23 protein-coding genes are annotated in these 21,799 nt (G+C 45.7%); 4 read left to right on the top strand and 19 right to left on the bottom strand.

The features are described from left to right. Positions 1–12: 12 nt before the first annotated feature. The 13 genes from mmsB to H581_RS35965 form a co-directional block, all read right to left on the bottom strand. The gene (mmsB, locus tag H581_RS0130780) at positions 13–1,176 is read right to left on the bottom strand and encodes a multiple monosaccharide ABC transporter permease (RefSeq protein WP_029192604.1); all 1,164 of its coding nucleotides are present in this window, start codon (positions 1,174–1,176) and stop codon (positions 13–15) included. Between the two features lie 7 nt (positions 1,177–1,183). After that, on the bottom strand, positions 1,184–2,713 hold the full coding sequence (mmsA, locus tag H581_RS0130785; RefSeq protein WP_029192605.1) for a multiple monosaccharide ABC transporter ATP-binding protein: 1,530 nt from the start codon (positions 2,711–2,713) through the stop codon (positions 1,184–1,186). Positions 2,714–2,805: 92 nt separating this feature from the next. After that, complete coding sequence (gene chvE / locus H581_RS0130790; RefSeq protein ID WP_029192606.1) at positions 2,806–3,909, bottom strand: multiple monosaccharide ABC transporter substrate-binding protein; 1,104 nt, start codon at positions 3,907–3,909, stop codon at positions 2,806–2,808. Between the two features lie 997 nt (positions 3,910–4,906). Beyond that, positions 4,907–5,974, bottom strand: a complete 1,068-nt coding sequence (locus tag H581_RS37530; RefSeq protein ID WP_084134878.1) for a histidine phosphatase family protein — start codon at positions 5,972–5,974, stop codon at positions 4,907–4,909. Positions 5,975–6,027: 53 nt separating this feature from the next. Next, the gene (locus H581_RS0130805; protein ID WP_029192607.1) at positions 6,028–6,423 is read right to left on the bottom strand and encodes an aminoglycoside phosphotransferase/kinase family protein; all 396 of its coding nucleotides are present in this window, start codon (positions 6,421–6,423) and stop codon (positions 6,028–6,030) included. After that, positions 6,416–6,859, bottom strand: coding sequence for an aminoglycoside phosphotransferase/kinase family protein (locus H581_RS0130810; RefSeq protein WP_029192608.1), 444 nt, complete (start codon positions 6,857–6,859; stop codon positions 6,416–6,418). Before H581_RS0130810 ends, H581_RS0130805 begins: the two co-directional genes overlap by 8 nt. 532 nt (positions 6,860–7,391) lie before the next feature. Next, complete coding sequence (locus H581_RS0130815) at positions 7,392–8,396, bottom strand: metal ABC transporter substrate-binding protein (RefSeq protein WP_029192609.1); 1,005 nt, start codon at positions 8,394–8,396, stop codon at positions 7,392–7,394. Then, positions 8,380–9,306, bottom strand: coding sequence for a metal ABC transporter permease (locus H581_RS35960; RefSeq protein ID WP_084134879.1), 927 nt, complete (start codon positions 9,304–9,306; stop codon positions 8,380–8,382). The genes H581_RS0130815 and H581_RS35960 overlap by 17 nt, the downstream gene beginning before the upstream one ends. Next, positions 9,252–9,959, bottom strand: a complete 708-nt coding sequence (locus tag H581_RS38685; protein ID WP_029192610.1) for a metal ABC transporter ATP-binding protein — start codon at positions 9,957–9,959, stop codon at positions 9,252–9,254. Before H581_RS38685 ends, H581_RS35960 begins: the two co-directional genes overlap by 55 nt. 36 nt (positions 9,960–9,995) lie before the next feature. Continuing rightward, positions 9,996–10,454: a Fur family transcriptional regulator gene (locus H581_RS38690; RefSeq protein WP_245600209.1), complete on the bottom strand. Its 459-nt coding sequence runs from the start codon at positions 10,452–10,454 to the stop codon at positions 9,996–9,998. A gap of 198 nt (positions 10,455–10,652) precedes the next feature. Next, positions 10,653–12,410, bottom strand: coding sequence for an ABC transporter ATP-binding protein (locus tag H581_RS0130835; protein WP_029192612.1), 1,758 nt, complete (start codon positions 12,408–12,410; stop codon positions 10,653–10,655). A 61-nt stretch (positions 12,411–12,471) separates the two neighbouring features. Continuing rightward, the gene (locus H581_RS0130840) at positions 12,472–13,203 is read right to left on the bottom strand and encodes a class I SAM-dependent methyltransferase (protein WP_029192613.1); all 732 of its coding nucleotides are present in this window, start codon (positions 13,201–13,203) and stop codon (positions 12,472–12,474) included. A 36-nt stretch (positions 13,204–13,239) separates the two neighbouring features. Next, positions 13,240–13,596, bottom strand: a complete 357-nt coding sequence (locus H581_RS35965; RefSeq protein ID WP_036720684.1) for a (2Fe-2S) ferredoxin domain-containing protein — start codon at positions 13,594–13,596, stop codon at positions 13,240–13,242. Positions 13,597–13,834: 238 nt separating this feature from the next. On the opposite strand from H581_RS35965, the gene H581_RS35970 reads away from it, so the two are divergent. The 3 genes from H581_RS35970 to H581_RS0130860 all read left to right on the top strand — a co-directional run bounded on the left by H581_RS35970 (position 13,835) and on the right by H581_RS0130860 (position 16,577). Next, on the top strand, positions 13,835–14,872 hold the full coding sequence (locus H581_RS35970; RefSeq protein ID WP_036720687.1) for a CobW family GTP-binding protein: 1,038 nt from the start codon (positions 13,835–13,837) through the stop codon (positions 14,870–14,872). Positions 14,873–15,023: 151 nt separating this feature from the next. Beyond that, a complete protein-coding gene (locus H581_RS0130855) occupies positions 15,024–16,043 on the top strand; it encodes a CobW family GTP-binding protein (protein ID WP_029192614.1) in 1,020 nt (339 codons plus the stop codon). 12 nt (positions 16,044–16,055) lie between these two features. Further along, a complete protein-coding gene (locus H581_RS0130860; protein ID WP_029192615.1) occupies positions 16,056–16,577 on the top strand; it encodes a MogA/MoaB family molybdenum cofactor biosynthesis protein in 522 nt (173 codons plus the stop codon). A 137-nt stretch (positions 16,578–16,714) separates the two neighbouring features. On the opposite strand, the gene H581_RS0130865 is transcribed toward H581_RS0130860, so the two are convergent. The 3 genes from H581_RS0130865 to H581_RS0130875 form a co-directional block, all read right to left on the bottom strand. Further along, a complete protein-coding gene (locus H581_RS0130865; RefSeq protein ID WP_029192616.1) occupies positions 16,715–17,512 on the bottom strand; it encodes a permease prefix domain 1-containing protein in 798 nt (265 codons plus the stop codon). After that, positions 17,505–17,837, bottom strand: a complete 333-nt coding sequence (locus H581_RS0130870) for a PadR family transcriptional regulator (protein ID WP_036720688.1) — start codon at positions 17,835–17,837, stop codon at positions 17,505–17,507. The genes H581_RS0130865 and H581_RS0130870 overlap by 8 nt, the downstream gene beginning before the upstream one ends. A gap of 126 nt (positions 17,838–17,963) precedes the next feature. Beyond that, on the bottom strand, positions 17,964–18,323 hold the full coding sequence (locus H581_RS0130875) for a winged helix-turn-helix transcriptional regulator (RefSeq protein ID WP_051251492.1): 360 nt from the start codon (positions 18,321–18,323) through the stop codon (positions 17,964–17,966). Between the two features lies 1 nt (position 18,324). On the opposite strand from H581_RS0130875, the gene H581_RS35975 reads away from it, so the two are divergent. After that, a complete protein-coding gene (locus H581_RS35975; protein ID WP_245600210.1) occupies positions 18,325–18,654 on the top strand; it encodes an SDR family NAD(P)-dependent oxidoreductase in 330 nt (109 codons plus the stop codon). 256 nt (positions 18,655–18,910) lie between these two features. Here H581_RS35975 and H581_RS38180 read toward each other — a convergent pair whose 3' ends face one another. From H581_RS38180 to H581_RS0130900, 3 genes are all read right to left on the bottom strand, one after another. Next, on the bottom strand, positions 18,911–19,846 hold the full coding sequence (locus H581_RS38180; RefSeq protein ID WP_156889740.1) for a GNAT family N-acetyltransferase: 936 nt from the start codon (positions 19,844–19,846) through the stop codon (positions 18,911–18,913). Positions 19,847–20,122: 276 nt separating this feature from the next. After that, positions 20,123–21,073 carry a hypothetical protein gene (locus tag H581_RS0130895; protein ID WP_036720690.1) on the bottom strand — a complete coding sequence of 317 codons (951 nt, stop codon included), beginning with the start codon at positions 21,071–21,073 and terminating at the stop codon, positions 20,123–20,125. A gap of 18 nt (positions 21,074–21,091) precedes the next feature. After that, positions 21,092–21,544 (bottom strand): GNAT family N-acetyltransferase, encoded by a 453-nt coding sequence (locus H581_RS0130900; protein WP_029192621.1) that lies wholly within the window; start codon positions 21,542–21,544, stop codon positions 21,092–21,094. Positions 21,545–21,799: the final 255 nt, after the last annotated feature.

The following is a 21,799-nucleotide window of genomic DNA, read 5'->3' on the forward strand; positions in this document are numbered from 1 at the left end:
GGATGCCCTGCCTTAAGCGGACTTATTCTTGTTGTAGAGATCGAAAGCGACGGCCAGCAGCAGGACAAGCCCCTTGATGCCTTGCTGATAATCGATGCCGAGGCCGATCAACGACATTCCGTTATTCATGACGCCCATGACGAGTCCGCCGATAATAGCGCCGAGGACGGTGCCGACGCCGCCGGTAGCGGACGCCCCGCCGATGAACACGGCCGCGATCGCATCAAGCTCGAAATTCACGCCGGCTTTCGGCGTTGCCGCGTTCAAGCGGGCCGCGAATACAAGACCGGCCAGCGCGGCAAGAACGCCCATGTTCACGAATACCCAGAACGTCATCTTCTTTGTTTTGACGCCCGACAGCTTTGCCGCCTTCTCGTTGCCGCCAAGGGCGTAAATATGACGGCCCATTACCGTTTTGCGCATGACAAAGGTATACGCTACGATCAGAACGAAGAGCATGATCAGGATGTTCGGCAAGCCTTTATAGGATGACAGCACGAAAGTGAACAGGTTGATGATCGCAAGGACTCCCGCCAGCTTCAAGAGGAAGAAAGGGACCGGCAGCAGCTCAAGCTCATACCGTGTCTGAATCATGCGGCCGCGCCATTCCATGAACAAATAGAGCACGGACAGCACAATGCCGACGATAATCGTGAGGAGATGGATATCCCAATTCCCCGGAACATCCGGAAGAAAGCCCGTGCTGATCGCGCGAAACCCTTCCGGAAAAGGCGCGACCGATTTGCCGTCGAGCACGAGCATCGTCAGCCCCCGGAACAGCAGCATCCCCGCTAGAGTGACAATGAAGGACGGTATCCGTACATAGGCGACCCAGAAGCCCTGCCAAGCGCCGACTGCCGCGCCGATCAGGAGCGACAATACCATCGCGGCCGGGAAGGGCATGCCGTACTTCACCATCATGATAGCCGATACCGCGCCGACAAAAGCCGCAATAGAACCTACCGACAGATCGATATGGCCGGTTATGATGACGAGAAGCATGCCGATCGCCAGAATAAGAATGTAACTATTTTGCAAAATAAGATTCGTAATGTTAAGCGGCTTTAAAAGAATGCCGTCGGAAAGAAATTGAAACAAAAGCATGATTAAGATTAAAGCAATGAACATGCCGTATTGCCGCATATTGCTGCGCAATAATTTCAGAGCGGTCTCCACGCTGATTCTACCCCCTGGTCGTCGTCATATATTTCATAATCGTTTCCTGGTTGGCCTCGGCTCTCGGAACCTCCCCGGTAAAGCGGCCTTCGCTCATTACATAGATCCGGTCGCACATGCCGAGCAGCTCGGGCAGTTCGGAGGAAATCATCAGAATTCCTTTGCCTTGCTCGGCCAATTGATTAATAATCGTATAGATTTCGTATTTCGCTCCGACATCGATTCCCCGCGTAGGCTCATCCAAGATGAGCAAATCCGGACCCGTGAAGATCCATTTGCTGAGCACCACTTTCTGCTGATTGCCGCCGCTTAAGTTGCCTGTTTTCTGATGAATGCTCGGCGTTTTAATTTTCAGCTTCTTGCGGAAGCCTTCCGCCTCGGCGATTTCTTGATAATCGTCTACGACGAACCATTTGGATATGCCGCGCAGGTTGGCCAGCGTCGTATTCCGTTTGATGTCGTCCATCAGGACAAGGCCGTATTCCTTCCGGTCCTCCGTTACGTAAGCGATGCCTTCGTCAATCGCTTTACTGATGTCGTTCAGCTTGATCTCCCGGCCTTCTTTATAGAGTTGTCCGCTGATCTTGCTGCCGTAGGCTTGTCCGAAAATGCTCATCGCAAGCTCCGTGCGGCCCGCGCCCATCAATCCGGCGATGCCGACCACCTCGCCCCGCTTGACGTCGAAGCTGACATCGTCAATAACCTTCCGGTCCGCTTCCGCCGGGTGATACACGTTCCAGCGTCTCGCTTCGAACAGCACGTCCCCGATCTTCGGCTCCCGTTCCGGATAGCGGTTCGTCAAATCGCGTCCCACCATTCCTTTGATAATGCGGTCTTCCGTAATGCTGTCTTCCTTCACGTTCAGCGTCTCGATGGTTTGCCCGTCGCGCAAAATAGTAATCGAATCGGCTACCTTCATGATTTCATTCAGTTTATGGGAAATAATAATGGAGGTAATCCCCTGCTCCTTGAACGACAGCATCAGATTAAGCAAATTTTCGCTGTCCTCTTCGTTAAGCGCAGCCGTCGGTTCGTCCAATATGAGCAGCTTGACTTCCTTGGACAACGCTTTAGCGATCTCAACCAGCTGCTGCTTGCCGACGCCCATCGAACCGGCAACCGTATTCGGCGATTCCGGCAGTCCAACCGTGCTCAGCAGCTCCCGGGTGCGCACGATCGTCCGGTTCCAATCGATAACGCCGCGCTTCATCCGCTCGTTGCCGAGAAAAATGTTTTCCGCGACCGACAGCTGAGGGATAAGCGCCAGCTCCTGGTGGATAATAACAATGCCGAGCTGCTCGCTGTTCCGAATATTTTTAAATTCGCAGGTATTCCCCTTGAATAAAATGTCGCCTTCATAAGTTCCGTGCGGGTATACGCCGGATAACACTTTCATGAGCGTTGATTTGCCCGCTCCGTTCTCGCCCATCAATGCATGGATTTCGCCTTGTTTTACCTTTAAATTAACATTCTCCAGCGCTTTCACGCCCGGAAAGGTTTTGGTGATCCCGCGCATTTCCAATATCACATCAGTCAAAGCCATCACCATGCCTTCAAAGAAATTGAAAAGATGTAAGGACGGCCCGAAGGCCGCCGCGTTATAACTCCGTTGAGCGCCGCTGATAACCTTTATTTCAATTCGTCTTCGCTGTAATAGCCGGAATCAATCAATACGGCCTTGTAATTTTCCTTATCGACCGATACCGGCTCGAGCAGGAAGGACGGAACCACCTTCACGCCGTTGTCGTACGTTTCCGTGTCGTTAACCGTTGCTTCTTTCCCTTCGATGACGGCTTCAGCCATGCTTACGGCCACCTTGGCCAGCTCTCGCGTATCTTTGAATACAGTGGAAGTCTGCTCGCCGGCGATTATCGATTTAATGGAAGCAAGCTCCGCATCCTGTCCGCTGATGACCGGCATCGGCTTGTCGCCGGAGCCGTAGCCTACGCCTTTCAAGGAAGAAATAATACCGATGCTGATGCCGTCATAAGGCGACAGTACGGCGTGCACCGTATCGCTGGTATAATTGGCGCTGAGCAGATTATCCATTCGGGATTGCGCGGTCGCTCCGTCCCAACGAAGCGTCGCCACTTGCTCCATGCTGGTCTGGCCGCTCTTCACGACAAGCTTGCCGTTATCGATATACGGCTGCAGAACAGACATCGCGCCGTCGAAGAAGAAGTAAGCATTGTTATCGTCCGGCGAGCCGGCGAACAGCTCGATGTTGAACGGTCCCTTGCCGTCCTTCAGGCCAAGCTTCTCCTCCAGGTAAGAAGCCTGAAGGACGCCTACCTTAAAGTTGTCGAATGTCGCGTAATAGCTGACATGCTCGGTATTTTTGATTAAACGGTCGTATGCGATCACTTTAATGTCCTCGTCGGCCGCCTTCTGCAGCACGTCCGTCAGGGATTCGCCATCGATCGAAGCGACAACCAGAACCTTGACGCCTTTCGTGATCATGTTCTCGATTTGGGAGACCTGATTTTCGATCACGTCTTCGGCGTACTGCAGGTCTACCCCGTAACCGAGCGCTTCAAATTCGCTCTTCATGTTGGCGCCGTCGCCCACCCAACGCTCGGACGACTTGGTCGGCATCGAGATGCCGACCATTCCTTTGCCGCTGTCCCCTCCATCTGTGCTGCCGCCGTTCGATTGGGTGCCGCCATTGCCGCCGCAAGCCGCCAAAACCATAATAAGCGCTGTCATAACAATAAATGCCAATGTCTTTTTCATATCCGTCTAACCCCTCTCGCTTAATCGGTGAAATTTTGTTGATAGATGAATCATACATGGACAGGCCCGGCGAATCTTTGCAATTCGTTTACCTCTTTTTATAAAAAATAAACTTAAATGCTAGATAAGTTGAACCAGAGAATTGCGCGACTCGAGTGGAGAGATATGGCTGACACATGCCACTTGATTCGTTTAACGGACGCCACATACGTTATTTGCGCAATATCGGCCATTTTAAAAATGTAACGGAGCTGACAGACGCTATTTCCCGATTTCAGCTCATTTTCGGGCTGAAAATCTTCGGATAAGGCCTGTAGCAGCCGTTACAATTTTGAAACATGCTTTTTTAGCAAATTAGGGCTCAGACAAGGCTGTCGATTAAATGTGGGGGTTTTAAAACTTGCTGCATTCCACCGCCGTTGCCCGCTCTAACGGTTGCTGCAGAGGTTATTTGGCTTATTTGGCGCCCACTCAGACTCTAACGGTTGTGAGCGCGGCTATTATCGTGATTCTATTGATTATAGGAGCATTTCGCATCATTAGGTCCTGTGGCGACCGTTAGCATTGACAGTTAACCCGTTAGGTGACCATTTGGACTGCAAAAAGCGACCACTTCGTTTCTCCTGAACGATTGGCTCTCTCCGCTCCGCGGTTTCGTTTCTTATGTTTAACTTATATAGATGGATAGAAATAAAAAAAGCAGCAGCTAAAGACTCAAAAAATAAAGTCTTAGACTGCTGCTGCTTTATTAACTAACGTTACCCCGGCGTTACCTGTTATGCTGCCGATTTGTAAACCCGATAGCCGTTGATTTTTCTAACGGAGGATACAACCGCTATTGAAGCGATAACTGGTGTCTTGAAATACTAACGGAGCTGAACGCCACTATTAGTGGGAAACTTGAATCATTTCTTTAAAAATGGATCGAATAAGGGCGCTCCTTTCCGTTAGATTTAGATAAGCCGCTATTTGAGAAGAATTGTTTTTCCATCTATCTTCAAAACATATACTGAATCAATAAATGCCAATGCTTCTGAACATACGCAGCTGTTTCTTCATGGGATAGCTTATCCAAAATACGTTCTGATTCAACAAGCAATATTTCATCTATTTCTTTGTCACGCGGCTTTAAATCATTTTGATTTCCAATAAACTCAACAAGGAACATGGTTGTTTCCTGTCGTTCATAACCAATCCGTTTCCTGACGTCATCGGTAAAATCTAGCATTATTTTCTCAGGAAGTTCTTGTTTTACTATATATTTATCTGTTCCTGTCTCCTCATACAATTCTCGAATAACCGTATCCTCTAAGCTTAAATCCCCATCTTCCAAACCGCCTTTTGGAAAATCCCAAACTCCGGATGGCTCCCTAAAAGTATTCATTACTTTATGAATTAAAACGAATCGTTTCCCTTGATACGCTATAGCTCCCACCGCTTTTCGAACGGTTTGATAATGCGAAATATCCCCATGCAGTTCAATGTTGAAATCATTACCTTCAATAACAATTTTGTTTAATGCGGTAGGTTGAATGATTGGCGGAGTCCATAATTGTTCAAGGGGATCTCCCTTAAAAAAAGACATGATAACTTTAAGCGCAATTGCATGAGTAACAATTAGAACATTGCCACCCTTATGTTCAGATATCATATCTTTTACTTTTGGAATTAATCGATCTTGTAGCTGAAAAAAAGATTCGCCGCCGTTTGTAGGTTTATACAGATGCGGGTCATTCCAAAAGGCTTTATGCTCATCAGGGAAACTGCTTTCAATTTCCGCTCGTCGTTTCCCTTCCCAAGAACCCAAATTGATTTCCATCAGGCTGTCACATGAAGAAATATGTATTTTTCGCTTATCACGAATTATTTCGGCAGTGTGGCATGCTCTTTGACTCGCACTGGAGTAAATGGCATCGAATTCAATATCCTTGAGTGAGGTTCCCAGCCATATCGCTTGACGTCTACCCCATATAGTTAAAGGCGAGTCTTTATGACCTTGTAGTTTACCTTCAACATTCCATTCCGTTTCACCATGTCGAGTCAAATATAACGTCGTCTTCGTCATGAAGTGCCTCCTTTATCCTTCAATATCTCTTTAAATCCGTGCTATAGTTGGCTTTAAATTTGTATGTCGCAACCGTCAAAACGTTGATCGGATTGAATGAGTTTTACCGCATCCATTACTGCTTTCTGTTGAATTTCCGAGAGCCGACCTTCATCTCCATTCCAATTATGGAGCCACCAGAAAAACGAGCATATATTTCGGTAGTCCATAAACATCGGAATCTGCTGTAACCAGTGCTTATCAAGATCATTGTGCTTAATGTACCCTGTTAAGAAATCATTCAGGAAGCGCTTAGAGAATTCATTTTTTATTTTTCGATCATTGGCTGGGGATCCCCACCAGTTAGCATGAGTTGCCGCTATTGCAATGTCCAAGGCAAACCAACCATATATACTATCATCAAAGTCAAAAACCGTGATGTCTCCGTTATCTATATAAAAATTATTCATCCCGTTTTATACCTGTAGCATCATATGACTCTGAAAGTCGATGCATTTTCCCCATTGTTTCTCCCCACTTATTGAAAATAGCCGTTCCCCACATGTGTGGTTGGTCTTTTTCAAAGAATCGCCCTGTTGCCATCTCGAATGCCGTAGCAATGGCACACTTATCAGCATCATAATAAATAACGGCTAACTGACCATCATAGCTCTTAATAGGTAACGAAACATGTACTCCATTGTTGGCTAAGTAGTAGACCCACTCAACTTCTGCTTTTATTTTTCCAATAAAAGCAGAGGGCCGCTGAGATAACCGTAAGATATGAGGCTTATTGTTTTTAGTAAACCGGTATACTTCATTCGTTGAGTTACTAATAAAGAGCAAAGTCTCCAAATCGAATTGAAAGGACGTAGCCGCTTTTTTCAATACTCCTTCATTTACCATAATGCACCTCCACATATCTTAGTTCACCGGCCGGTATTAACTTAGACTAATACATATTTTCGGGAAATTGTAGACTTATCTTTTTGGCTCGATTAAACTAATAATTAAGTACAAGGTGATTTTCCATTATTACGTTAATAAAATACAGGCTGCCGTTTGATAACGGCAGCCTGTATTTTATTATAGTGTTCATTACCTTATGCTATTAGGCTTGCGTTATCGCTCGATAATCCCGGTGGTAATCTTCATGTTTGCGGCATAGGTCAGAGATACGTCGCACTTCTCTCCTTAAAGTCAGTGATAACGATTTCAGCTTGCCTCTTATAGTCTTGATCTTAACTATGGAAGGTATTCTTGCAAGAAGGGGGCAGCTTCAAAAGGATTGTCGACGTTAGTTAATCGCCCCCCATACAAAATGTCGAAAATTAGTCATTAAGGACTAAATTAAGCCAACAAGAAAGCTGACACTCATTCATAAGCGTCAGCTTTCTTCGAATATAAATATAATTATTCCGGGCCGTTAAACAGACTGCTAATCGTTTAATGCTTTCTTCAAGGCTTCCAGGTTGTTGGTCATAATGCCGATATAGTCGAGATTGTTTTTCTTGTCCTCGTCCGTCAGCCCTTCGATCGGATTAAGCACATCCGTTTTAGCGCCGATCTCATCCGCGATCGTCTGAGCGATCTTCGGGTCGACGAGCGTCTCAAAGAAAATCGTATTAATCTCATGCTCTTTCGCAAAAGCAACCACTTCCGCCATCTGCTCTGGAGACGGTTCCTGATCCGGCGACAGCCCCGCAATCGGAACCTGGGTCAGACCATATTCCTTGGCAAGATAGCCGAATGCCGCATGTTGGGTTATAAACTCGGTATGCTTAACGCCTTGAAGTCCGGATTTAAAAGCATCATCCAGTTCTTTCAGTTTAGTAATATAAGCATCCGCATTCGCCTTGTAATCATCCTTATGCGCGGGGTCAGCTTTCTCGAATGCTTCTTGAATCGCAAGCACCTCCTGCTGCGCCAACACCGGACTCAACCAGATATGCGGATCGAGGCTCCCCCCCTCTTCTTCGTGCTCCTCTTCGTGCTTTTCCTCCTCATGACCTTCTTCTTCATGGCCATCTTCTTCATGACCATGCTCTTCGCCTTCCATCAGCTGTATTCCGCCAATTGCTTCTACCACAATACGCTTATCATTTGGAGTGCTTTCTAGTGCTTGCTCTGCCCAGCCTTCGACAATTCCGTTATAGATGAATATATCTGCTTCTTTAATATTAGCCATATCCTTGGCGCTTGGCTCCCAATCATGCGGTTCGCTGCCGGCAGGAATCAAGCCAATGACGTCAGCGTGCTCTCCGGCAACCTGCTTACTGAATTCGTACATTGGATAAAAGGTTGTTACAACCTTCAACTTCTTACCGCTGTCCGCAGACTCGCCGCTGCTGTTATTCATACCCTCGTTATTTCCTCCGCACCCTGCCAATAGTAATGCGGTTACTGTAGAAATTAGAAATATTTTGCTAGACCATGCTTTCATTTTCTTTACCTCCGGTTGTATGAATGGATGAATTCTTCGTGAAACGAGGAAATGCGGTACTAACGGTGTCCGCTTTACGATTTGAATGTTTGCTTCTTAATTTGCCCGCATGTAACATCAGCTTCTTGGCAGCAATTCCGGCAACCAACAGAACTAAGAGTACAATCGCAATTGTCCCTCCGGGCGGCGTACTAAGTTCATATGAGGCGGTTAGACCTGAGAAGACGCCAATTAATCCAATTCCCATTGCGATGAACAGAGCAGATGTAAAGCTTGGCGAAACCCGGATTGCAAGCGCAGCGGGCAATACGATCAGTGAAGATACTAACAGCACGCCGACAATCGGCATAGCTGCAGCGACAATCATTCCGGTAATTATGCTGAAGATAAGCGAGATCCATTTGACCGGAATACCGTTCGTCGCGGCCGTCTCCTCATCAAAGGTTATTTGATACAAAGGTCTGCGGAACACAATAAAGAATATGGCCCCAATTAAGGCTACTGCGATCATTAAAGACAATTCGGTTTGATTCACCGCTACGACGGAGCCGAACAAATAAGACGAGAAGCTTTTATTCATGCCTTGATTCAAGCTCATTAGCACAACCGCACTGGACAAGCCGCCAATCATAATAATGGCTGTAGAGATCTCGCTGTACGTCTTGTACGATCTTCTTACATATTCCACAGCAATGGCTCCTGCAATCGCAATAACAAAACCCGTAAGCGACGGATTAAGTTGAAGATATGCGCCTCCTGCTACTCCCGCCAGCGAGACATGCGAGAGCATATCAGCCATCAGCGCTTGGCGCCTAAGCATGAGATACACGCCAAGAACAGAAGCAACCAGAGCGATTAGCCCGCCGGCGAAAAATGCCCGCTGCATGAAGTCGTAGTGCAGCATTTCCATCCTCCTTCCTCCTTCTTTTCCAGCTCAATAATACGGTCCAGGTAGGAGTGAACCTCTGTAAGACTATGGGTAACCATAACGACGGTCCGTCCATGCTCTTTCACATGATGATGCATCAACTCATAGAAGCCGAATCTGCTTTCCTGATCCATACCGGTAGTCGGCTCATCCATTATGAGTAAGTCCGGCTGCTGCGCTAATGCGCGGGCAATGCAAATTCGCTGCTTCTGCCCTCCTGAAAGCTCGCCGATCTTCCGGTTACGATGCTGCCACATGCCCACCTGGCGAAGCGCTTGCTCCGTAAAGGCGTGATCTCTATGGCTAAGCTTACGAAGCCAAGAACCCCTCACATAAGTGCCCGATAGAACGAATTCTAGAATCGTACTGGGAAATCCGCTGTTGAACGCGGCAATCTGCTGTGGAACATATCCAATAACCAGCTTCTTGCCGCTCTGATTCCGCTTAGCTAAGTAAACGTCGCCGCGCCAAGGCTTAATCAAGCCAAGCGAAAGCTTGAGCAGCGTCGTTTTGGAAGCGCCGTTAGGGCCCGTTACCGCGACGAATTCGCCGGAATAAATATCCATGTTCGCACTCTCTAAGCAGGGCACGTCGCTATAACCGAACACCACTTTATCCATGGAAGCAAGGAGCAATGGAATCATCCTTTCATTCATAAAATTTGAAGAAGGTTATGCCGACATCGTACCGGCGTCTTCTCCGATGCCTCGCCGCTGACAATTGCCGCAATAGCCGTAAATCTCAAATTTATGTTTTACAATCTGAAAATGATCAGGAGCCTGGAAATTGTCCATTGGGCATGTTTCGAGCGGAAAAACACGGCTGCATGTTAGACAGATTAGATGATGATGATGGTGATTCCGTTCGAAGCAGCCAACTCGATATTTAATGCTATCCTCAATCTGAAATCGCTCGATTACACCTAACTCCTCTAACAATTTCAAATTACGATAAACCGTATTAAAGCTAAGACCGTTGTATTTATCGACCATACCAAGAAACACTTCCTTAGCCGACAAAAATCCTGTGGCATTAGCGAACAGCCGGGCAATCGTTCTGCGTTGTTCTGTTATTCGCAGACCATGTCTGTTCATGGACTGAACAATAAGCTCTGCATCCCGTTCCTTCACTGGCCGCACCGCCCTTCTAAATTACTTCGTTTATAGTTAGTAATTATTACGATGTGAAAGCAAGAAAAAAACCGATCGAAATCGGTTAATAGTAATAATTACGCTTAATGTAGTTTATCAGCTGCCTTCTTATTCGTCAATTGATTAGTTTGGCATCTTGCTATAGCAACTTCTTCTTTCCCGGCTTGATTTACGGTTTTATAAATCTTCGACTTTATTTAAATTTTGCACATTAAACAAACGAGCATACCCTCCCTCTTTTCTCATTAGTTCATCGTGTGTACCTTTTTCTTTAATCACGCCGTTCTCGATAAGTACAATTTGATCCGCATGAGTAATCGTCGACAACCGGTGCGCGACAATCAGGGTAGTTCTGTCCTTAGCCAGTTTCTCAAGCGATGCCTGGATCAACTGCTCCGATTCCAAATCGAGCGCCGAGGTCGCTTCATCAAGGATCAAGATTCTGGGATTTTTAAGAAATACTCTGGCAATGGCAATTCTTTGCTTCTGTCCCCCCGACAGCTTTACGCCCCGTTCCCCGATCTCCGTCCCGTATCCGTCATGGAGGTTCGAGATAAATTCATGAGCATTGGCAGCCTGGGCCGCTTGAATGATTTGATCTTCCGATGCATCAGGATTTCCAAAGAGGATATTTTCACGGACGCTGCCGCTGAACAGAATATTATCCTGCAAAACCATTCCGATTTGACTCCGGAGACTTTTGATGGTGATATCTTTTATATCCGTATCGTCAAGCCGAATGATTCCTTCTTGAATATCGTAAAACCTTGGAATCAAACTGACTAGCGATGATTTGCCTCCTCCGCTCATGCCAACGAAAGCTACTGTTTCGCCTGGTTGGATACTAAGCTGTACATGATTAAGAATCCATTCTGAATTCGCTGTATAACGAAAACAGACCTCGTCAAAATCAATTTTTCCTTTTACATCGTTTATGGAATTCGCATTTGATGAATCAACAATTTCATAAGGTTCATTCATGAGTTCAATTACCCTCTCCAGCGAGGCAGATGCCTGAGTTAATTCCGTTGATGAATTAACGAGTCGGCGCAGAGGACTATAAAGTCGGTCTAAATAAGCAAAAAATGCGATAAAAGCACCTAACGTAATATTCCCAAGAATCACCTGGTAGCCTCCATAACATAAAACCAATAAGGGAGCCATGTCCGTTAGGGTGTTAATGATCGCGTTCGTTAATGCATTCCATTTGGTAAGCGCTAATGCCCTTTGCAAAAAGGTTTGATTTTTATGATCGAAATGGGCTCGTTCCACTTTCTCAAGCGTAAAACTTTTAATCACTGGCATACCGTTAACCCGTTCAAACAAATAGCTTTGCATATTGGCCAGCGCCTGTGACCTTGATTTCGTATACTCTCTTAATCTCTTGTACAATTTTTTGACCGATATTGCATATAAGGGAAAAACGGCAATGGAAACTAACGTCAGCTCAAAATCCATGTAGAACATAAATCCAAGAGCGATCGACAAAGTGAATATATCCAGCCATACATTCATCATCCCGGTTTCGACAATACTTTTTGTTTGTTCGGCATCATTGATCATCCTGGATATAATCTCGCCGGCTTTATGATTTTGATAGAATCTTAAAGACAATTTTTGGATATGGGCATAGAGCCGATTACGCAAATCGTAGAGAATCCGGCTTGTAATTAACTGGGCAAAGTATTGCCTAAAGTATTCAATAGGCGCTCTGATCAAGACAAAAAGTCCAAATGCAAGCAGCATAACATAGATTAGTTTTTCAACCTTCACATCCGTTGGCTGATTGCTTAGTATTAAATCGTCAACGACATATTTCATTAAAAGCGGAAGCGTCATGGGGATTGCAAATTTAATCATTCCAATAATTACAGTTACGAGTACAAGCTTCCAATACGGTTTCACAAACGAATAATAAGATTTAAATATGGACATTGCGTTCTCCTCATCTTTCAACAACACCTTAGCAGCGTATTCGTCCTCTCGCGCCTAATCGCTACCGTTTATGACCAACCAGAATCATTCGTGGAGAAACAGCTGCAACGTACTCCGAGCCCGAGTAATCACCATATGCTTGATCTAAGACAAGGGATGTGCCTTGCAGCATTCGCTCAAAATCAGTAAAGGTGTACAGCTTCACTTGCTCTATGTAGTGTCGCGGCGATCCTTCTTCTTCGCAGACTGCAATCTGTTTCTTCACCATGCCGTCTTCCACTCTTCTTACTTCACGAATCGTGACGCTGTTCTCTTTACGCTCAGATTCGTGTATCAAGCGTGAAACTACAACATCGGGGTTCAAGTAGTCGATGATCCATTTCCCGCGCGGCTTTAACACTTTGTCTATCTCCGAAAGCACCTTGCGGTTCTCCTCATCTTGATCAAAGTAACCAAACGAAGTAAACAAATTAACAACAGCGTCATACGCATGCCTCGGAAACGGAAGGCTGCGCATATCGCCTTGAACCCAGCGGACGTTAGAAGCTGTATCCTTCGCTCCTGCCTCCGCAAGCAGCACCTCCGAAAGGTCAAACCCTGTCACGTCAAAGCCGAGATCGGCCAGACGAAGCGAATGCCTTCCCATCCCGCAGCATAAGTCGAGGACTTTCGCCTGGTTTGGCAAACGAAGCCATTGCATCATTTGCGCGACTTCCCCCTCCGCCTGCTCCGCATTTCGATGGGTATATACGGTTAAATAATCGACGCCAAAGCTTTGTTCATACCAGGACATATTTGTTCCTCCTCTTGCAAGAAAAAAATTCGTCTGTTACCCCTTTGCTATTCCTTCGACCGCTCGGTCTGAAGCGATAAATTGCCGATCGAACGAGTACAAGATCTGCTCCTCCAACTGCTGCCCTTCAACATGCCTGCGGACTAACTGCCTGCCCGTTTCAGGGTTGATGTCTTTGTACCATACACCCTCGGGGTAAGCGATAACGACGCATGCGTCTGCACAACGTCCATTACAACGTGTCCGTGTCGTATGAATCAGCTTGTCGGCGCCAAGCTTCGTAATTTCATCCCGAATCGCTTGGGTTACTTCCTCGCCGCCCCGCTTCATGCAGCTGCCGCCGTTGCAAATGAGCAAGTGACACCGGGTCTGCTGCAGATTCCATGTTGTCATAGGATATCTCCTCTCCTCTTGCTTTGACAAAAAAAGGGCTAGTATCTATAATAAATCGTAACAATTACGATTATATGTGCAAATCATTGCATATACAAGGAGTAGACACATGTTTTCACACAAAAACTCTTTTCCTATCCGTTCCTTACTGTGGAATGCAGAAATGAGGAATCGATTCATCTGCATGACGCCGTTGCGAAGCTGAATGTAATCAAAGCGTAAGCGAGGGGAGATTATCATGAGCAAAGTTCCCGTAATTATTCTAAGCGGTTTTCTGGGAAGCGGTAAAACGACATTGCTTCAGAGACTGCTTCAAGAGGCGAATCGTCTCCAACTGAAATCAGCAGTATTAATGAACGAATTGGGACAGTCCGACGTGGACGGCGGGCTAATCCATTCCGACATGCCGGCCGCATCTCTGGAGAAATTGCTGGATGGATGCATTTGCTGCAGCAAAAAGTCAGAGGTTGCAGTCAGCGTAAGACGGCTAATAGATCAGCATCCCGATGTTCTATTCATCGAACTCACCGGTGTCGCAAATCCGGAGGAGGTAGCCGACGCGCTAACGGAGCCTTTCTTGCTGAACCGTGTGGAGCTTAGACATATCATTACGGTGCTTGACTCGGAATGGGTGCTGGAGTATAACAGTCTATTTAATACGGATCAAGCTCTTAAACGCACGCTGCGTCGTCAGATGGAGGTCGCGGATACAGTCCTAGTCAACAAAACAGATCTGGTTGCGTCTTCACAGCTGCTAAAAATCGAAAAAACGGTAAAAAAGCAAAACGCTACGGCCGTCATCCACTTCACCCAACACAGCGAGATGGTTATGACGGAAGTGTTCTCAGGCTTACGGACTTTAGTCTACAACGCACCAACGATAAGGAATAGCTTTAAAGTCGTTGGACCTATTCGTAAACAAGAAACGGCCGCCCCTACATACGATCATCAACATGAGCATAATGGTCAGGCAGACGCTGCTGCAACGGCTTCGTTCAGCAGAGTTCAAACCATCACACTACCTGTGGCTGAACATACAACGATTACGGTGAAACAGATCGAGCAATTTTTGCAGCAGTGGGGAGAACAGCTGCTTCGGGCGAAAGGGTATGTGACGGTATATGATAAAAAGAATAAAAACCAACTTGTCCAGTTTGCCGGGAGACGCATCAATTGGGAAATCACGGATTATCAGGGTCCCTCTTATCTCGTCCTTATTGGAATTGATTTGAACCGAGAGCGAATCGAGGAGGACTGGATTCATCTGCTAGGCTAACGTTGACAGATTAATTACATGGCTGGTCGGCGTTTCGCGGACAATCGCCCGGACGTGTATTTCGGTATTTGACAGAAGCTAAACCTGACTCTATACTCTTATTAGTAATAATTACGAATAAGTCAAAAAATATATTTAAGGAGTGATTTCCTTGTCATTTGCAGAAAACATAGATCAACGAATTCCTGTTTCTGTTCTGACCGGATTCCTTGGCGCAGGGAAGACCACATTGCTTAATCATATCCTGACGGCTGATCACGGGCAGAAGATTGCGGTCATCGTCAACGAATTTGGCGAGGTCGGGATCGATAACCAGCTTGTGGTCGGAGCCGACGAAGAAATTTTTGAAATGAACAATGGCTGTATCTGTTGTACCGTTCGTGGTGATTTGATTCGCATTCTAGGTGAATTAATGGATGCCAAGCGCGGTGTCAGCGACCGCAAAGCGGACTTTGATCGGGTTGTCATTGAAACAACGGGACTAGCTGATCCAGCGCCGGTAGCACAGACATTCTTTGTTGACGAGGAAATGGCTGAATTTTATAAACTGGACGCTATCATCACAATGGTCGATGCCAAGCATGCGCCGCAGCACCTGGATGAGGGTCACGAAGCCCAAGAGCAGGTAGCCTTCGCCGACGTTATTTTGCTCAATAAGACCGATCTTGTCGATGCAGAAGAGTTAAAAAAGCTGGAGCAAAGACTGCATGCCATGAATCCGTACTCCCGAATTTACCGGACGCATCAATCCAAAATCGATGTCAACCAAATACTCGGTATCCATGCGTTTGACCTCGATAAGAAGCTGGAGCTGGATCCAGGTTTCCTTGAGGAAGAAGATCATGACCATGACGACGATGTGACCTCGATCGTGATGAGCGACGAACGTCCGCTTGATCTGAACAAACTGGAGGCATTCTTCGGAAAATGGCTTCAAGAACACGGCCCGGATACGTTTCGTTACAAGGGGATCCTCAATATCCGAGGCGTAAAGCAGCGGATTGTTTTTCAGGGGATTCATATGCTATTCAGTTCTATACCGGATCGCGACTGGAGACTGGGCGAGACGAGAAAGAGTGAAATCGTTATAATCGGCCGGAATTTGGATCAGGCCTGGTTCCAGGAGCAATTTTCAGGGTGCATGATGGATACATCATCGCAGGTTAATTAGGGAGTGCCAGACATGTCTTCAGTTGAGGAACACCGGCGTCAAGCGCCCGCTTCGGTTCGCTGCATGATTATTACCGTATCCGACACGAGAACGCCGGATACAGATACAAGCGGGCGTCTAATGAAAGAGTTGCTGCAACAAGCAGGCGGCTTTGAAATTGTTGACTACTATATCGTGAAGGATGAGTATTCTTCCATTCAAACACTCGTTCGTAAAGCTGCAGACGGGAATGCGGTCGAAGCGGTACTGATCAATGGCGGAACGGGGATTGCCAGACGCGATACGACGTATGAAGCGGTTCGTGACCTTCTGGACAAAGAAATGCCGGGCTTCGGCGAAATTTTCCGTTATCTCAGTTTTGCCCAGGATATCGGCGCAGCTGCAATCCTCAGCCGCGCGGTTGCCGGCGTATACAACGATACCGCCGTTTTCTCCATGCCGGGTTCATCGGGCGCCGTCAAGCTTGCAATGAACAAGATCGTCATCCCTGAGTTGAAGCACGTCATGCGGGAGATTTATAAGGATCTTAAGTAGAGGGTAATTTACGTGAAGCAGTCTGGAACCAAGTACACTGGGTCAGACTGCTTTTCGATTTGTTATGTACCCTAACTTTCCCCTCGAAAATAAGTCTCTGATTCGTGGGAGATGGTTGAGCGCTCACCTTGCACCAATTAATGCTTTATTTTATTTTTTATTTTTAAAACTATTTGGCTTTCAATCATTAGCTGGAAGAATACATACAGTAACACGGTATTAAGAAGTAATACTTGCCCTTCGGCTGAACTCGTTATTAGTTCGGCTTTCATCGTATAGAATGCAATAATAAACATTGCCCAATACTCATAGCTGACTCGTGCCAGGGCACGCCATCCCTTATTGAAGAAACGTAAGAGAATGCCGCCCCATAACAGATGGATGATGGATATAGCAGCTAATCCTTCTCCACCTAATCGAAAAGTTACGAACTCTTCTATAAAGCGCTTGAACGAATGGTATTGAATCATATCCCAAGTGAAAGTGCTATACAAAAGTAAGAACATGGTGATACATACAAATGGATGTCGTATTCTTTGGATGACCCCCTGGTACAACAGGGTGCAAATAATAAGAAACATTAACGGGCCAGCTATGAATAGAAGCGTGTAATGCGCATTAATGAGCAGGCTAGGGCCAACGGACGCTGCGACCAAACAAATAAGCCAAATCAGGATTTCTTTACTCAGGTATTGTTTCCACGAAGGAATATGGCTTTTTTGAAATTCAGGCCGCAGCTGTTCGGGATCGCCGAATTGTTCCTTGGCTAGTTTCATCGCTTCCCGTTTGGATTGACCTTGCTCTATGAAATGGGTCATCAGCTCACGTAAATGCTGTTCCAGCTCTTCCCGCAGTTCTTCCTTTTCTTCTGGATTTAGAGACAATGCCTCGATAACGGACCTTACGTAATCCGTAAACTCCGTTTCCTTAGCCATGGGACACACCTACAATCTTGTTCATCACACGTTGGAACGCGGTCCACTCGTTTATTAAGCCGGATAATGCTTTTTTGCCCGTGTTGGTGATTTTGTAGTATTTACGGCGTGGACCTTCGGTGGAGTTCCGCCAATAGCTTTCTACGAACCCTTGAGTTTCTAACTTTTTCAGCGCAGGGTATAACGTCCCCTCCCGAAAACGGAGAAAACCTTCAGATTCATTTTCAATCTTTTGAGCTAGTTCGTACCCATACATAACCTGTTCTGATAACAGGGATAAGATAATGACTTCGGTACTGCCTTTGACCAGTTCGGTCTTACTCAATGGAATTTCACCTCTATATCGTGATCTGATGCAGTGTCTATATCGTAACCCGATATAGTGAATTAAGTCAAGTTAACGGGGAAAGCAGCCGAACAGGACCAACTGCTTCAAGTGTCTTTATTAAACTTAAGAATGATTCGAATCCATAAAATCAATATGTTTAAAACCCCATCCGAACATATCCGTCAAAACAGAACCCAATGTTTTTCCATGATCGGATAAAGAGTACTCAACCTTAGGAGGGATCTCCTGATAGATTCGTCTGATAATAAGACCGTCCCGCTCCAGCTCTCGAAGCTGATTAGTCAGCATGCCTTGCGTGACATTCGGTAACGATCGTCTTAGTTCTCCGAACCGCTTCGTCCCCTCATTCAGCAATATAAACAGTATGAGCGGCTTCCACTTGCCGCCAATCGCATACAGCGTGGCCAGTATTCCGTCCTTTGGAATAGGATCGATTGTCAATATCTCCTCAATGAACGCCATTATGCCTAATCCCCTTATCATCGCATACAGTTCTTCAAAGGCTGCCGTAACTAATTTATCTAAGAATTTAGCCGGGGAATTCGCGTCGCAAGGCATTCGCGTCAATACGGTAGCACCCGGACCAACCCGTACCGATATGTGGTCAGAAACAATAATTGGAACCGAAGAAGGAATCCATGAGACGGCTCTTGCCTTAGGCATTTCACTTGGCAGATTTGCGGAGCCCCATGAGATTGCCGAGCTGGTCCTATTTCTGGCATCCGACCATTCTTCAATGATTACGGGCGTGGATTACATTATCGATGGCGGCTTAGTCAAAACCATTCATTAAGGCTATAAGCCCCCATTAGAATGGACTGATGACATTGTGTTCGGCGCCTTGATTGGACCACTTATCTATATGCTAAGTTTTAATAGAATGTGGCGATCGGTCTCTTAAGCATCATTCTCTTCATCCGAAAACCCAGAGAAGCGCAACTTATAGAAAAGAGCTGTCCCCAAGGTCATCTTTAACCTTTCGGGATAGCTCTGATTCATTCATTTATTCATTGTACTGACGTTCGCTTCTTCAGTTTAGTCTGTGTCTGCTATTTAGAAATAGCATCATGCTCATATATTTTACTGGGGCGTCCCCACTCAAAATTGCTAAGTCCGATCTCTCGGAAACCATACTTCTCGTAATATCGAATATGGTCCGTCGTTAGGTAGACCTTTTCATACCCCAACTGACCTGCCGTTTTCCTTCCATGTTGCAAAAGCATCGCTCCTAAAGCCTGCCCTCGCTCACTCTTGTCGATAAACAAAGGCGCAATCCAGGGTGATAGATCTTTACGATCCAGATATTCCTGTTCAATCAGTTGATAGAAGCCGATAATCCGGTCATTCTTTAACACCAGGAAAGTTAATGGTAAACGGTTCGATGTTGCTAAACTTTCTTCCAATTGGGGGATCACGGCGTTCTTAACCGCTGGCCAAGCTGCAGAAATGTATGCTATGAACGCATTTCGCCGTTCAGGGCATTCCTTAATGGATTGGATTACAGTATTTTCATGAGAATACGTATTCGTTGCAATAGCAGCCGCATATATTTTCGTTTCCGTGCCATTAAAGATGTATCCGTTAGTGAAGTGGACCCACCCATACTTTTCGTAATAGCCTTCCAAATCGGTACAGAGGTAAAGGCTGTTATATCCCATTTTCCGGGTTTCGTGAAGCGCGTGCTGCAGCAATTCGGCCCCCATATTCCGCCCTCTGTATTCAGGTACGATATATAAACAAGCGAGCCACGGTAAGATGTCTTGACGGCTGATCAAGTCATTCCTTAATAACGCATATGTACCGATAATCGAATCATTTTGTACGGCAATATAAAAACGCGGCAAGTCGCTCTCCGTTTTCATGGAATGAAGCATACAGTCGTAATAAAACTTATAATTCTTATCGGTACCCCATTGGCTCCAAAACAATTGGACAGTTTTTTCAAATTGTTCGGCTTTATCTTTAAGATCGTATACTTGGATCACTGAATCCCTCCATTCAGGTTATCCTTCAAGAATACGTTAATGTTTAAAGCAATAATAGGGAAAAGATAAATTAAAACGAATCTTAGGGGAAATGATATTTCAGTATTACTGAGGGTGATTTTCGTCATGTCTACGGGTGACATTGATACTATCTTGGATTTTCCAACCCTCACCAAATGCCTCAACTACAAAATGGTCGTGAATAGTCTCGTCTTCCTCATATTTCCAAACACAATTCCAAATGTTTTTATTCCCTGATTCTTCGCAAACGATACCTTAGACAGTGACATAACGAAAGTTTTCAATATACGATTCTTTCTTTTGCTCCACTCGCCGTAAATGGTCATAGAAGCTGTGGGAAAATTTAAATACGTGGCCGTAATCCCAATCTTGCTCGCTATAGTTCTTTTCCCAGAACTTCATTTCGGACGGCAGCACGTCCGCCCGCTCCGCCGGCTGCAAAGGCAGATGATCGACAGGAGATACCAACTTGATTGCATCTCCAGGTTTAACATTAAGGCTGTAGCGCAGAGCTTTAATCAGCTTCATTATGGGCGGTAATCCTCTTTTGAAGAAGGAGACATGGCCAAGGTCATGCAAGATGTTTAACGCATGGGAGAAAGTCAGCATGTGTCCAATCAAATCATGATGCGATTCCGCGCGGTAAATGACCGGAAACTCGGCCAATTGTTCCAGCACAAGGAAAGAAAGCTCACTGGGATTCGCTATGGCCGGAAAGCCGTCCTCATCCGTAATCTCCATCCTCTTCACTTCGGAAGCAGAAAAACCAATCCATGACCGTCCCGGAATCGTCCTCTCAAACGAGTGAATGAGATCGGTTATTCCCGCAATATCCTCCGCGCTTCCCCAGCCTTTAAGTTCATGGATGGCCAATAAACTTGCCGCGCTGTAAATCACATTATGACCGACCCAATGCAGCTGATCGATCGTTTTATCAAGCGCCTCAAGTATGGCGGTTACGGCTGTTTGCTCGTCACATCCTGCACGGTGTTGTGCGCCGTCCGTCCCAAGAACCTTGTTGACCATCGCTGCAGCCTGCGCAGATACGAGTCCAGCCAGTTCTTGACTCCAATTATTAGTTGCAACGAAAAAATAACTCCCGATTGCGGCAGCGCCTATGTGAGCCTGCCAAATATCGCCTGTTTCTTTTTTGCATGAAGATATGATCGATAATCCGTCCCTCAAAATAGATGGATTTGGATTCAATATAATTCCCTCCCTTATTTATAAATCCTGTGATAAGCGAATCATATCCACAACTTGTATCCCGTTTTCAAATATTTTTTCATTATAATGTCTGACAAAAAAGTCTCTGTCAATTCCGGTTATTCGGAACCCGCATTTTTGATAAAGAGCAAGTTGACCTACACCTGAATTACCCGTACCGATTTCAATCGTTTTAAAACCAAGCAATTTGGCCTGATGAATGGCATGGTTCACCAACTGTTTCCCTATTCCTTTGCCTTGGCAGTTTTCATCAACTGCCAGATTTACCAACTCAACCGTCTCAGGTCTTGTTCGCAATAAGACATAGACGCCTATTATACGGTCAGCCGCTTCAGCGACAAAGCATTGACCTCTTTGCATGTATTCTTCAACAAGCTTCCGGGAAGGGTCCGCTAATAAAAGCAATTCCATTGGAGGCTGTTCGTTTTCATTTAACACTCTTATTTCCATTTATGAATCTCCTTATAAAACGGAATTTTCACACATGCGGTTAGATCTTGAATATCATTTTGATGACCATTTTTCACTTTTTCCTTTTTTTATTCAATATACCTTATTCGGAAATCCAATTGCTATTTATTTTTATTCATTCCACCTGTTAGCTTATAACTCAACATCAATCCAGGCGTTCGGGAATACCTCTCACATAAGCTCGTTCGCATGCTTTTCCAATTGATGAATACATTTAAGTATGACATAAACAGG

It is taken from the genome of Paenibacillus harenae DSM 16969 (assembly GCF_000422465.1).
GTDB lineage: Bacteria > Bacillota > Bacilli > Paenibacillales > Paenibacillaceae > Pristimantibacillus > Pristimantibacillus harenae.